Here is a 13,048-nt window from a genome sequence, read left to right as displayed (position 1 = left end):
GTCGGCCAGGCGCTGGCCCGCGGGCGGCTTCGCGCGGGTTCCGGTGGGTGGTAGCCGGAAGCGGCAGCCGGAAAAACGTACCGGCGCTGGACCTTTTTCCCGTACATGGTGGATGATCCACCTCGATCAGCGGGATCAAGCAGGGTCCAGGGGGATCCAGGGGGAGGACATGGCCGTGGTCAGAGAACGAGTGGTGAGCGAACGAACGGGCGGGGTGCGTTCGCCCCGCACCCTCGCCGTCGCCTCGGCGGTGCTCACGGGGACGATGGCGCTGTACATCGCGCTCGTGGCGTTCGGCAACATCACCGACTTCGGCACCAACCAGCAGTTCGTGCGGCATGTCCTGGCGATGGACACGACGTTCAAGGACGAGGACCTGATGTGGCGGGCGATCGAGTCCACCGCGCTTCAGGACGCCGCCTACATCGCCATCATCGTGTGGGAGACCCTGGCCGCCGCCGTCCTCATCGCCGCGACGGCCCTGTGGTGCATGAGCCTGCGGGCGGGCGGAGAGGTCGTCCGCCGCGCCCGCCGCGCGGGCACGGTGGGGCTGTTGATGCTGATGCTGCTGTTCGGTGCCGGGTTCATCGCGATCGGCGGTGAGTGGTTCTCCATGTGGCAGTCGAAGTCGTGGAACGGGCTGGACGCCGCCACGCGCGTCTTCCTGCTCTCCGGCCTGGTCCTGGTGCTCACGCACCTGCCCTCCGCCGCCGAGCGGCCGGAACCGGGCTCCGAGGGCTGACCGGAGTGACCGGGGCGCGGCGGCGGGAGAACGCCCGCCGCCGCCCAGGGTGCCGCGGATTCAGCGGAGTTGGTCGAACGTCCCGGCCGCGGTGAACGCGTCGTTGATCGGCGTGATGAGCGAGGCGAGGCGGCGGGCGCCCTCGTCGACGATCGGCGCCCAGAGCGCGGCGCACAGCTCGTCGGTCTCGACCTCGATCCGCTCGCGCGCCGCGGTGCCCTCGTCGGTCACGGCACCGTCGGTCCCGATCCAGCCGCGCGCGACGAGACGCGCCGTCGCCGCGTCCCACTCCTCGTCGTCCCACTGGCGGGTCGCCCGCCCGAGCGCCGTCGGCATGCGGCCCGTCGCGGCCTGCAGGACGGTACAGTCGGCCGGTCCGAGGTGGTGGGCGCCGAGCACGACGAGATGCGCGTCGCCACGCCATTCGCGCACCACCGTGAGCTGCTGCCACAGCGCGGTGAGCGGATCGGACGGGAGCGCGACCGACGCGTTCGCGGCGGCCAGGGTCTTGCCCGCGTAGTCGGCCCCGGCGACGACCGGGTCGATCAGCGACCGCGCCTCCGCGATCTCATCGTCCGTGAGCTTCGCCCCGACGCGCCGCAGCGCACGTTCGGCGCTGGCGAAGCGGGCGGCCTGCCACTGCTCGGGCGATGCCGCGTCCCACACACCGATCATGGAACGGACCGCCCGCGGGCTGAAGTTGTAGAAGGTCGCGAGGGCGACCTGCCACGGAACCGCGCCCATCGGCGCCGAGCGGAACGCGAAGTACGCCGGTCCGCGCTCGGTGACGCCGAACGTGGCGGCCTCCTCCGCGGCCTCGGGGACGAAGTAGATGAATCCGTGGGTCCGGTTGATGGCGAGGCTGACCTCGCGAACGGCGCTCATGCGGTTGTTCTCCCGGAGAGTTGAGGAGGTGTCGTCAGTGGATACTGACGAGCCGTCATCGACTCTAGCAATAATAATCGATTATCGCGGCGAACCGTCTATGCTGGAAGACATGCCAGAGAAGATGCTTTCCGAGCAGGTCTACACCTGCCTGCGGGACGCGATCATGCGGGGGGAATACGCCCCCGGCGAGGCCCTCAAGCCGCAGGACCTGGCCAGGGAGCAAGGCGTGAGCCTGGCCGTTGTGCGTGAGGCGCTGGTGCGGGTGGTCGGCGACGGCCTCGCCGACCGGCTGCACAACCGCGGCTTCGCCGTGCCCGCCCTCACCCATCAGTGCTGGCAGGAGATCACCGAGGCACGGCGCACGATCGAGCCGGTCGTCCTGCGCCTGTCCGTCGAGCGCGGCGACGTCGACTGGGAGGCGCGGGTACGGGCCGCCCACCACCGGCTGGCCCGCACCCCGGCGTACCGGCCGGACCAGGGCACGTACTACTGCGAAGCCTGGTCCGAGGCCCATCGGGTCTTCCACCGGACGCTGCTGGAGGGCTGCGGCAACCCCGTGCTGCTGGAGACCTTCGACCGGATGTGGACGGCGAGCGAGCTGGCCCGCCGCTGGTCGGCCCACCGCGACCCCGGCCGGGACGGCGCCGACGACCACCGGCGGCTGGAGGAGGCGGCGCTGGCCCGCGACGCCGACGCCGCGGCCGCGCTGCTCGTCCAGCACCTCACCCTGACCGCGGCCGCGCTGACCGACACCCCCACCCCCTAGCCGCTCATCCAGCGCTCCAGGCCCGCCGCGTCCAGCGGCAGGTCCGCCGAGAGCACCTCGGAGCCGTCCGGGGTCACCAGGATGTCGTCCTCGATACGTATCCCGATGCCGCGCAGCTCCGGCGGGGCCATCAGGTCGTGGGCGTGGAAGTAGAGTCCGGGCTCCACGGTGAGCACCATGCCGGGGGCCATCTCGGCGCCCTGGTACGCCTCGTACGAGGACTGGGCGCAGTCGTGCACATCGAGGCCGAGGTGGTGGCCGATGCCGCAGACCAGCCAGCGGCGGTGGTGCTGGCCACGGTCCGAAAGCGCCTCGTCCACGGAGACCGGGAGCAGCCCCCAGTCGTGGAGGCCGTGCGCGATGACCTCCATCGCGGCGTGGTGGAAGTCGGTGAAACGCGCCCCGGGGCGCACCTGGGCGAGCGCCGCGCGGTGGGCCTTCTCGACGAGGTCGTGGACCTGGGTCTGCGCGGCGGAGAAGCGGCCGGAGGCGGGAAGGGTGCGGGTGACGTCGGCGGTGTAGAGGTCGCGGGTCTCGACGCCCATGTCGAGCAGGACCACGTCGTCCGGGCGCACCGGGCCGTCGCACCGCACCCAGTGCAGGGTGGGGGCGTGGGCTCCGCTGCCGACGATCGTGGCGTAGCCGGGGCCGTTGCCGTAGGTGCGGGCGTGGCGTTCGAAGGTGCCCTGCAGCCAGCGCTCGCCGGGGCCTTCCAGGGCGGTGGGGAACTCCCGTACGACGGCGGCGAATCCGGAGACGGTGTGGTCCACGGCCTCGCGGAGCCGGGCGATCTCCCAGTCGTCCTTGATCATGCGCAACTCGGCGAGGGCGCGGTTTAGTTCGGCCGAGGGCTTGTGGCGGTCGGCGGTGAGGGGTCCGGTGCCGAGCGCACTGGTGATCAGCGGGTCGGCGAGCCCGGTCAGCGCGGCCTCCAGCTCGCCGGACGGACGCACCTCCAGCCGCAGCGCGTCCGCCCAGTCGCCGGAGCCGGGCGCGCCGCCGACCCACAGCTCGCCGTGGGCGGCGTCGGAGAAGAACCCCGGCTCACCGGGCTGGGCCGGGGGCGGCAGGTACAGCGTCGCGTCGTGGCCCGCGCCCGATGGCCGCAGGACGAGGACGGCGTCCTCGGCCGCGCAGCCGGTGAGCCAGACGAAGTTGCTGTCCGGGCGGAAGTCGTAGCGGGTGTCGTTGCTGCGTACAGGGGCACTGCCCGAGGCGACGACGACGGCCCGCCCGGGGAACAGCGCCCCGAGCCGCTCGCGATGCGCGGCGGCGGCCGTGGCCACGCCGGGGGTGGTGCGCGGCGTACGGTCGGGGGTTGCCCAGCCCTGCCCCATGTACGCGGCGAAGCCGGGAAGTTCGGCCAGCCGGGGCAGGCGGGGGTCTGGTTCGGCGGGAACGGGCCCGGACCGGCCGGGTGTGGCGGTCGTCCGGTGCGGGTCACGGTCACGGTCACGGTCACGGTCGCGGTCAGCCATGGGTGGTGCCTCCTTGGTCGCTCACGCGGCGGTCGCCGGTCCGGTCCGCCTCGCGGTGGTTGGGGCGCCGGTCCGCCTCACAGCTGTCACCGGGCCCATCCGCCACGCGGTCATCGCCCGGCCGGTCGGCCGCTCGGTCGTCGCCGGGCCCGCCCGCCTCACGGTCATCGCCCGGCCGGGCCGTCGTTGGGGCGCGCTGCACGGCTGTCCGGGCGCGGCGGGTTCGGTCCCACTCTGGGTTGATGCGGGGGATCGCGGAGAGCAGGGTGCGGGTGTACGGGGCCTTCGGGGCGGCGAAGACCTGTGCGCAGGGGCCCGATTCCACGATGCGGCCCTCGCTCATCACCGCCACCCGGTGCGCGATGCGGCGCACCACGGCGAGGTCGTGGGCGATGAAGAGGTACGCGTAGCCGCTCTCGCGCTGGAGCCGCCGCAGCAGGTCGAGCACCTGGGCCCGGACCGAGACGTCCAGGGCGGAGACGGCCTCGTCGCAGATGACGAGCCTCGGGTCCACGGCGAGCGCGCGGGCGATGCCGATGCGCTGGGCCTGGCCACCGGAAAACTGCGCGGGGTAGCGCTGGGAGTGGTCGGGGTCGAGGCCGACCCGTTCCATCAGCTCCTTGGTGAGCGCGCGCCTGCCGCCCCTGGGGGCGATTCCCTGGTAGTCCAGCGGCGCCATCAGGATGCGTTCCACGGTGTGGCGCGGGTTGAGCGAGGAGTACGGGTCCTGGAAGACGACCTGTACGTCCTTACGGAACGCGGCGAGGGCGGGCCCCTTGGCGCGGGTGACGTCCTCGCCCGCGAACTCCAGGCTGCCGCCCGTCGGTTCCATCAGCTTCGCCGCCATCCGGGCCGTGGTGGACTTCCCGCTGCCGGACTCGCCGACGACGGCGAGGGTCTCCCCCGCGCGGATGTCGAAGCTGACCCGGTCGACGGCGGTGAACGCGTGCCGCCCGCCGAGGAGACCGCCGAGCTGTCCGCCGGGCCCGCGGCCGGTGAAGGTCTTGGTCAGCTCATGGGCTCGCAGCAGCGGCTCCCCCGGTCGCGCGTTCATCGCGGGGCCTCCGTGTCGTCGTCCATGCGCGGCACGCTCTCCAGCAGCGCCCGCGTATACGGATGGTGGGGGTCGGAGAAGACCCGTTCCGCCTCCCCGTACTCGACCGGGTCGCCCTCGCGCATCACCAGGATCCGCCGCGCGAGGGAGCTGACGACGGCCAGGTCGTGGGTGATGAAGACCATCCCGGTGCCGGTCCGCTCCTGGAGCCCGGCGAGCAGCCGCAGGATCTGGGCCTGGACGGTGACGTCGAGCGCGGTCGTCGGCTCGTCCGCGATCAGCAGGGACGGGGAGCAGACGAGCGCCATGGCGATCATGACGCGCTGGCGCTGCCCGCCGGAGAACTGGTGCGGGTAGTGGCCCGCCCGCCGCTCGGGCTCGGCGATGCCCACCCGCGTCAGCGCCTCGGCGGCCACGGCGCGGGCGGCCTTCCGGGAGCCGCCGCGGTGGGCCCGGTAGGCCTCCTCGATCTGGAGGCCCACCGGGTAATAGGGGTTGAGCGAGGACAGCGGGTCCTGGAACACCATGGAGATCCCGTCGCCCCGGATCCGGCGCAGCTCGCGGTCGGGGCGGCCGAGCAGTTCCTCGCCGTCGAGGCGGACGCTGCCGGTGGTTCTCGCGCCGCGCGGCAGCAGCCCCATGATGGCGAGGCTGGTCATGGACTTGCCGGAGCCCGATTCCCCGACGATGCCGAGGGTGTCGTTCCTGCCGACGGTGAAGGAGACGCCCTTGACGACGTCGACGGGGCCACGGGTGGTGGGCAAGGTGACGGTGAGGTCTTCCACTACGAGGAGCCCCGGTGGCGCGCTCATCGGATCCTCACTCTCGGGTCGAGGGCGGTGTAGACGAGGTCCACGACCACGTTGCCGACCACCACGAAGAAGGCCGCCAGCAGCGTGACCGCCATGATCACCGGCTGGTCGTTCTTGGCGATGGAGTCGGCGGCCAGCTTCCCGATGCCGCCGAGGCCGAAGACCGTCTCGGTGATGAGGGCGCCGCCGAGCAGCCCGGCGAAGTCCATCCCGAAAAGGGTGGTGACGGGAGTGAGCGCGGGCCGGAGCGCGTGGCGGCGCAGCACAAGCGGCCTGCTCAGCCCCTTGGCGCGGGCGGTGCGCAGGAAGTTCTCGGACAGCGTCTCGATCACCTGGGTCCGGGTGAGCCGCGCGTACAGACAGGCGTATCCGGCCGCGAGCACCATCCACGGCATCAGGTACGACTGGAACCACCGCGCCGGATCGTCCGAGAAGGCGACGGCCGAGGGGAACGGCAGCCATGCGAGCTTGACGACCAGCACGTACTGAAGCACCAGGGCCAGCACATAGTTCGGGACGCTGATCCCGCCGAGAGCCAGGGCCATCGCGCCGCGGTCCCACCAGCTCCCCTGCCGGACGGCGCTGAGCAGCCCGGCGGCCACCCCGACGAGCAGCCACAGCACCGCGGCGCCGATGGCCAGGGTGGCGCTGACCGGCAGCCGTGCGGTGATCATGGACCAGACGGACTCGTCGGTCTGGAAGCTGTAGCCGAGGCAGGGCGCCGGGCAGTGGACGAGCGTGGCGCCCGAGCCGTAATCCCGGCCCGCGAAGAGCCCGCCGAGGAACGCACCGAACTGGCTGAGGAACGGCCGGTCGAGGCCAAGGGCCGTGCGGATGGCGTCGATCCGCTCCTCGGTGCAGGTCTTGCCGCAGATCATCACCGCCGGGTCGGGCGAGAGCTGGAAGAAGATGAGGTAGGTGAAGAGGCAGACGGCGAAGAGGATGAGGACGACACCGGCGAGCCGTCCGAGGAGGTAGCGGAGCATCAGGCGGCGGCCTCCCCCTCGTCGATGGCGTGCCGCAGCCGGTCCCCGAGCACGGTCAGCGACAGCACGGTGAGGAAGAGGAACGTGCCCGGGATCACGAAGTACATCGGGTCGACCTGGTACCAGCTCACCGAGTTCGCGATCATCTGGCCCCAGGACGGGGTGGGCGGGGTGAGGCCGACGCCGAGGAAGGACAGCCCGGCCTCGGTGCCGATGTAGCCGGGCACGGCGAGCGTGGCCATGACGGTGATCGGGCCGCGCAGATTGGGCAGGATCTCGCGGAACACCAGGTCACGGTCGCGGGCGCCCGACGCCCTGGCCGCCTCCACGAACTCCCGGCTCGCCAGCGCCATCGTCTGCCCCCGGATGACGCGGGCGAGATACGGCCAGCCGAAGCCGCTGATGACCACCACCAGCAGCACCGGCCGGTTCCCCGCGGGCAGGGAGGACAGGATCGCGATCATGAAGATCAGCGCGGGGAACGCCATGAGGAAGTCCATGAGCCGGGAGATCACCTGGTCCACCCACCCCCGGTAGAACCCGGCGAGCATCCCGAGGACCACGCCGAGCACCCCGGTGAGCAGGGTGCAGGAGAGCGCGATCAGCAGGGACACCCGGGCGCCGTGGACGATGCGGGCCAGGATGTCCCGGCCGTTCTGCGGTTCGACGCCCAGCAGATGGTCCGCGCCGATACCGCCGTACGAGCCCCTGGGCACCCCGCCGAGGCCGGTGTCGACGGCGGCGGAGTCGAAGGCGTACGGGCCCCAGCCGGTCAGCGCGGTGATCAGCGGGGCGCCCAGGGCCATCAGGCAGAGCAGCCCGAGGAACGCGGCGGCGGCCACCGCCGCGCGGTCGCGCCGCAGGGCGCCGACGACGCGGCGGCCCGACGTCGGGGACGAAACGGACGCCAGGCCCTGCGCCTCGGCATCCGGGAGCGGTGTGCCGACGAGGCTCATCAGGACTTGTCCGGGTCCGCGAGGCCGACGGACACGAGGTCGATGCCGCCGGAGAAGCCCGCGTGGAGGTACGCCCCCGCGATGTTGCCGCCGACGACGCCGACGTACTTCTCGTACATCAGCGGCACGACCGGAGCGAGCTTCATGATCTGCTCGTCCAGCTCGCCGTAGGCCGCGTTCTGCTGGTCGAGGTCCTTCATGGCGGCGATCGCGGCGATCCGGTCGTTGACCGCTTTGTCGTCCAGCTGCGCCAGATTCTGATTGCCCTTGGCGGAGATGTGCCGCCCGTCGAACAGCGGCGGCAGGAAGGTGGCGCCGGACGGCCAGTCCGGGCACCAGCCGGTGATCGCCGCGTCGTGCTGCTGGGACGGGGTGCCGATGGCCTCGTAGTAGGTGGCGGTGTCGATGGTGTTGAGCTTGACCTTGATCTTCAGCGGGGCCAGCGCCTGCTGGATCGCCACGCCCTGCTGCTGCATATACGGCTGGGAGCGGATGTCGAGGGTGAGCGCGAAGCCGCCCCGGGCGCCCGCCTCGCCGAGCAGCCGCCGCGCGGCCGCGAGATCGCCCTTGCCGCCCTCGCTGGGGTACGGGTCGTAGCTCTTGCGGCCGACGACGGTCGGCGGCTGGATGGACGTGGCCTGCTGCGCCTTGGCCGTGCCGCCGACCGCGTCGACCTGGGTCGCCTTGTTGACGGCGTACGCGATGGCCTGGCGCACCTTCACCTGGTCGAGGGGTTTCCTGGTGGTGTTCAGGCCCAGGTAGGTGGTGCAGCCGGTGAGCCCGGAGAGGGTGCGCGCCCGCACCGCGGGGGTCTGGATCCGGGCGACGGTGGCGGGCTGGATGCCGGACCCGCCCGCGAGGGCGCTGGCGTCGTCGCCCTGGTTCGCGATCATGCGCTCGTCGATCGTGGCGCCGTCCAGTCCGAAGGTCCACGCGAAGTGGTCGGGCAGGGCCTTGCGGACGGTGTCCGTGCCGGGGTCCCAGTGCTCGTTGCGGTCCAGCGTCAGCGAGGCGCCGCGCTTGTACGAGGCGACCCGGTACGGGCCGGAGGCGATGGGCGCGCGGTCGAACTCCCCCTTGCCGCCGGTGCCCTTGGGGAAGGGGGTGAACGTGGGCTGGGCGACGACGCTGCCGAAGTCCGCGTAGGGCTTCTTCAGCTGGAAGACGATCGTCCGCGGGTCCGGGGTCTCGATCGTTGGCAGGTCGCCGGAGGCGTACGGGCCCTGGTAGCCGCTCGGGGCGTCGATGAGCTGCCTGGCGTACGGGGAGCCGATGCCGATCTCGGGGTCCCAGGCCCGCGAGACGCCGAACTTCACCTCCGCGCTGGTGATGGGGTCGCCGTTCTGGAAGCGGAGCCCCTTCTTCAGGGTGAACGTCCAGGTCTTGCCGCCCTGGGAGGGCGTGCCGGTGTCGGTGGCGAGGTCGGGGCGGATGGCCGTACCGGCCTTGCCGGGCGCCGCTCCCTGGGTGGTGAGGGTGCGGTAGATGAGGCGGTAGAAGTTGTTGACGCCGCCGTCGAAGCCACGGGCGGGGTCGAGGTGGGAGAACGCCACGTTGGTCAGGACGCGTACGGTGCCGCCCTTGGCCGCCTTGCCGCCGGGTCCGGCCGCGGAGGTCGGGCCTTGCGGACCGCCGCCGGAGCAGGCGACGAGTGCCAGGGCCAGCGATGAGGTCAGCGTGGCGATCCGGAGCGAGTGCGATCTATTCACTGTGCCTTCTTTCGGGGCTGGGCCTGACTGAGCTGGGCCACCGATGGGGCGCTGTGTGACATTGCACTGGTGCTCGTGACGGTAAAGGGCGGGCGGGGCGTTGCCAAGATGCCGTGCTGTGGGGCGAGTTGAAGCCCCCGGCACGCGCGGTGCCGGGGGCGGGGGCCGAGCGGGCGCAGGGGTCAGCGGCCGCAGCGCAGGTCGCGGAGGGAGATGGCGTCGCCCATCACCCGCATACCGGCGTCATTGGGGTGGAGGTGGTCGCCGCTGTCGTAGGCGGGGAGCATCTTGGAGGGCGCGGCGGGGTCCCGTACGACCTGGTCGAAGTCCACGACCGCGTCGAACTCGCCGCTGGTGCGGATGTAGGAGTTGACCTGCTGGCGGACCGTCTCGTCGACGGCCTCGTACTCCCGCCAGCCCTCGTACGGCATGACGGTCGCCCCGACCACGCAGACGCCGCGCGCGTGGGACCTGGCGATGATCTGCCGGTAACCGGCGATCAAGTCGGCGGCGGTGGGGCCCGGCGTGGCCTTGATGTCGTTGATGCCCTCCAGCAGGATCGTCGTGCGCACCCCGGCCTGGGAGAGCACGTCCCGGTCGAGCCGCTTCAGCGCGCTCTCGGCGGAGCCGTCGGCCAGGATCTTGTTGCCGCTGATCCCCTCGTTGGCGACGCCCTTGATCCGGGTGCGGGGGTCAGCGAGCAGGCGGCGGGCGAGGAAGTCCGGCCAGCGGCGGTTGGTGTCCGTGGTGGAGGCGGAGCCGTCGGTGATCGAGTCGCCGAAGGCGACGACGGCGCCGGTGCCCGGGCGCGGCCGCACCACGGCCGCGTCCAGGTAGTACCAGGAGGTGATCTGCTGGGTGTACGGAGCGGCGCCCTCCTCCGCGGCGTGGTCACCGGCCGGTGCGACGTACTGGGTCGAGCGGGCCCCCTTGTGGCCGGTCGCGAGGGTGCCCGCGCTGCGTACGTAGAGGCTGATCGCGAGGTCCGACTGGGCCTCGACCCGGCGGCCCGGCAGCGGGTCGCTGTAGACGACGCCGCCCGCCGGTACGGTCACCGACGACGCGCCCCGGAAGGTCAGCCGCGCGTTGCTGCCGGGCACGAGCGCGGCCCCGGACGCGCGGACGCCCGCGTAGCCGCGCCCGAAGGTCACCGGCTGGTCGCCGTAGGCGTTGGAGAGCCGGATGCGCAGGTCGCGGCCGCCGACGCTGGTGCGGATGACGAACCGGTAGGTCAGATCCTGGGCGGCGGTGCCCGCCGGGTAGGCGCTGGAGCCCCAGGTGACGACGGAGGAGCGCGGGGCAGGGGGCGTGGTGGCCTGGGTGGCCTGGGCTGCGGTCCGGGTGGCTGCGGAGGATTCGGTTCCGGTGGCTACGACCACGCCGAGGGCGGCGGCGGTCGCGAGCAGGATGCCGAGGGCGCGGACGGATAAGCCGGGTCTCCGCACCTTATTCACCTCTCCGGAGGTCCGCCCCGACCGCCGCCGCGATGACCTCGTCCCGCTCGGCCCGGCTGAACAGCCCCTCGCCCAGCCAGGTGTCGGCGAGGGTGCGCACCGCCCGGACGAAGCGGCCGGAGGTCGCGAAGGGGGCCTGCTCCCAGAGCACGTCGAGGAAGGTGAGCCCGTCCCCTCGGGCGCGGTTCGGCACGCCGGAGTCGGCGGCGCCAAAGGCGACGACGGGTTCCACGCGCCGGAAGTAGGCGTGGTACGGGGCGTCGTCGGCGAGGTGGAACGGCGCGAGGGTCAGGCCGTGGGTGGTGAAGTGCATCGGCCGCTCGCCGGGTGTGATCGCGTCGGCGAGGTCGCCCCGCAGCGTGAAGTCCTTGTAGAAGGAGAACGGGCGGAACGCCGTCTCCGCGCTCCGGGCGACCAGCAGGACCGGACCGTAGAACACCGACTGCACGGTGGGATCGTCCACGGCCCGCTCGATCCGCAGGCGGTAGGGCGCGGAGATCCGGACCCGGTCGCCGCGCCGCCAGGTCCTGCTGAGGGTGAGGTAGCTGCCGGGCCGCGCATCGGCCCGCTGCCGGACCCCGTTGACGGTGACGGTGAAGCCCGCCGTGGCCCAGGCCGGGACCCGGAGTTTCAGGTCGAGCCGCCCGGTGCCGTCGCGGAACGTCAGGGTGCGGGCGGCCCCGGCCGGGTAGTCGCTGGTCTGCTCGATGACGAAGCCGCGCTCCGGCCACCGCAGGGTCGAGGCGAGGGAGAGGTTGACGTAGAGCGCGGTGCCGTCGGCGGAGCGGAAGTACACCGAGTCCTGGTACTTGGTGTGGTTCTCCATGCCGGTGCCGCCGCAGCAGGTGCCGGTGTTGTCGTACCCGCGCCGCACCCCCGGGCCCATCCCGACGAAGTACGTGACCTCCGGGCTGGTGGTGGAGGGGGCGTCCCGGCGGGAGGCGAGGATGTGGTTGGTCAGGCCGCGCTCGTAGTAGTCCATGTACGCGGGGTCCGGCTCGCGGAAGAACAGCTGCCTGCTCAGCTTGAGCATGTTGTACGTGGCGCAGGTCTCGGCGTTCTTGTCGCCCAGGGTGGCCGCGATGGCGTTCCTGGCCCGGAACATCTCCCCCTGCCCCGTGCCGCCCAGGCTGTACATCCGGGGTCCCGCGACCATGCCCCAGAAGTTGCGGGCCGCGTCGGCGTACGTGTCCTGGCCGGTGTGGTCGAACAGCCGCAGATAGCCGGTGAACTGCGGGATGTGCTGGTTGGCGTGCTTGCCCTCCAGCGTGTCGCGGTCCTCGGCGCAGGCGTTCAGCAGGGTGGTGTTGTCGAAGCAGCGGGCGGCGGCGAGGTGTTCGGGGCGGTCGGTGAGCGCGTACAGGTCCGCCATCACCTCGTTCATCCCGCCGTACTCACCGGCGATGTAGATGGACCACATCCGCTCCAGCTGGGCCTTCGGCAGGTGGCCGAGCCTGCTGTGCACCCAGTCGCCCATCGCCGAGGCGATTTTCAGCGCCTGTTCGTTCCCGGCCAGGGTGTGGGCGTCGAGCAGCCCGCGCATGATCTTGTGGCAGGTGTAGTACGGGGCCCAGATGGTCGGGTACGTGGTGTAGCTCTCCAGCAGGATGAACTGGGTCTCCGGGTACGCCGCCAGATAGCCGGGGTGGCTGGGTCTGGGCGTGCCGTGTTCCGCCAGGGCACGCTGGCACTCGCCGAGCGCGTCGACCAGATAGTCGAGCTTGGCTTTGAGCGCGGGCTCCCCCGTGTCGGCACAGGCCTGGGCGATGAGCGTGAGGAAGTGGCCGCCGTAGTGGCCGCGCAGATTGCCGTCGGAGGTCTCCCAGCCGCCGGGCGGCCTGGCCCCACGGGTGTCGAGCCCGGCGGTTGCCCGGAAGACGGCCAGGATGCGGTCGGCCGGGTAGGACCGGGCGTAGTCGAGCATGAGGTCGCGCTTGCGGCGGAACACCCCGTCGCCGAGGGTGACGTGACCCAGCGGGAAGGGGTGCACCGACCACTCGGCCTGGGTCGATGTGGGAGTGGCCGCCGCGTGTGCCCGCGGCAGGGCGGGTACGAGCGGGGCGGCGGCCGCGGCTCCGGCCGCGAGCCTCAACGCCCGGCGGCGGGAGGGAGGTTGGGACATGCTCGGACTCCGATCGTCGATCCGGATGACGGCGATGGGTGCGGTGGCGCATGACCTACGAAGAAAACATGGCCTACGAAG

11 protein-coding genes are annotated in these 13,048 nt (G+C 72.1%); 2 read left to right on the top strand and 9 right to left on the bottom strand.

Annotation, left to right across the window (positions count from 1 at the left end):
* The first annotated feature begins 169 nt into the window (after positions 1–169).
* Positions 170–742 carry a DUF2165 domain-containing protein gene (locus ACFV9T_RS07270; protein ID WP_385437304.1) on the top strand — a complete coding sequence of 191 codons (573 nt, stop codon included), beginning with the start codon at positions 170–172 and terminating at the stop codon, positions 740–742.
* A 60-nt stretch (positions 743–802) separates the two neighbouring features.
* Here ACFV9T_RS07270 and ACFV9T_RS07265 read toward each other — a convergent pair whose 3' ends face one another.
* On the bottom strand, positions 803–1,627 hold the full coding sequence (locus ACFV9T_RS07265) for a hypothetical protein (RefSeq protein ID WP_385437302.1): 825 nt from the start codon (positions 1,625–1,627) through the stop codon (positions 803–805).
* 124 nt (positions 1,628–1,751) lie between these two features.
* On the opposite strand from ACFV9T_RS07265, the gene ACFV9T_RS07260 reads away from it, so the two are divergent.
* Entirely contained in the window at positions 1,752–2,396 is a 645-nt protein-coding gene (locus tag ACFV9T_RS07260) for a GntR family transcriptional regulator (protein ID WP_385437422.1), read from the top strand.
* On the opposite strand, the gene ACFV9T_RS07255 is transcribed toward ACFV9T_RS07260, so the two are convergent.
* The 8 genes from ACFV9T_RS07255 to ACFV9T_RS07220 form a co-directional block, all read right to left on the bottom strand.
* The gene (locus ACFV9T_RS07255) at positions 2,393–3,874 is read right to left on the bottom strand and encodes an aminopeptidase P family protein (protein WP_385437301.1); all 1,482 of its coding nucleotides are present in this window, start codon (positions 3,872–3,874) and stop codon (positions 2,393–2,395) included. The genes ACFV9T_RS07260 and ACFV9T_RS07255 overlap by 4 nt on opposite strands.
* Entirely contained in the window at positions 3,867–4,928 is a 1,062-nt protein-coding gene (locus ACFV9T_RS07250) for an ATP-binding cassette domain-containing protein (RefSeq protein WP_385437300.1), read from the bottom strand. The genes ACFV9T_RS07255 and ACFV9T_RS07250 overlap by 8 nt, the downstream gene beginning before the upstream one ends.
* Complete coding sequence (locus ACFV9T_RS07245; RefSeq protein WP_385437299.1) at positions 4,925–5,740, bottom strand: ABC transporter ATP-binding protein; 816 nt, start codon at positions 5,738–5,740, stop codon at positions 4,925–4,927. Before ACFV9T_RS07245 ends, ACFV9T_RS07250 begins: the two co-directional genes overlap by 4 nt.
* The gene (locus tag ACFV9T_RS07240) at positions 5,737–6,726 is read right to left on the bottom strand and encodes an ABC transporter permease (protein ID WP_385437297.1); all 990 of its coding nucleotides are present in this window, start codon (positions 6,724–6,726) and stop codon (positions 5,737–5,739) included. Before ACFV9T_RS07240 ends, ACFV9T_RS07245 begins: the two co-directional genes overlap by 4 nt.
* Positions 6,726–7,682 carry an ABC transporter permease gene (locus ACFV9T_RS07235; RefSeq protein ID WP_385437296.1) on the bottom strand — a complete coding sequence of 319 codons (957 nt, stop codon included), beginning with the start codon at positions 7,680–7,682 and terminating at the stop codon, positions 6,726–6,728. The genes ACFV9T_RS07240 and ACFV9T_RS07235 overlap by 1 nt, the downstream gene beginning before the upstream one ends.
* Positions 7,682–9,391, bottom strand: a complete 1,710-nt coding sequence (locus tag ACFV9T_RS07230; protein ID WP_385437294.1) for an ABC transporter substrate-binding protein — start codon at positions 9,389–9,391, stop codon at positions 7,682–7,684. Before ACFV9T_RS07230 ends, ACFV9T_RS07235 begins: the two co-directional genes overlap by 1 nt.
* Before the next feature lie 182 nt (positions 9,392–9,573).
* A complete protein-coding gene (locus ACFV9T_RS07225) occupies positions 9,574–10,836 on the bottom strand; it encodes an SGNH/GDSL hydrolase family protein (protein WP_385437293.1) in 1,263 nt (420 codons plus the stop codon).
* A gap of 1 nt (position 10,837) precedes the next feature.
* Positions 10,838–12,967, bottom strand: a complete 2,130-nt coding sequence (locus ACFV9T_RS07220; RefSeq protein ID WP_385437291.1) for a glycoside hydrolase family 127 protein — start codon at positions 12,965–12,967, stop codon at positions 10,838–10,840.
* Positions 12,968–13,048: the final 81 nt, after the last annotated feature.

Origin of the sequence: Streptomyces sp. NPDC059850, from assembly GCF_042731515.1 — a bacterium.
GTDB lineage: Bacteria > Actinomycetota > Actinomycetes > Streptomycetales > Streptomycetaceae > Streptomyces.
This window is presented reverse-complemented; position numbering and strand designations above follow the sequence as displayed.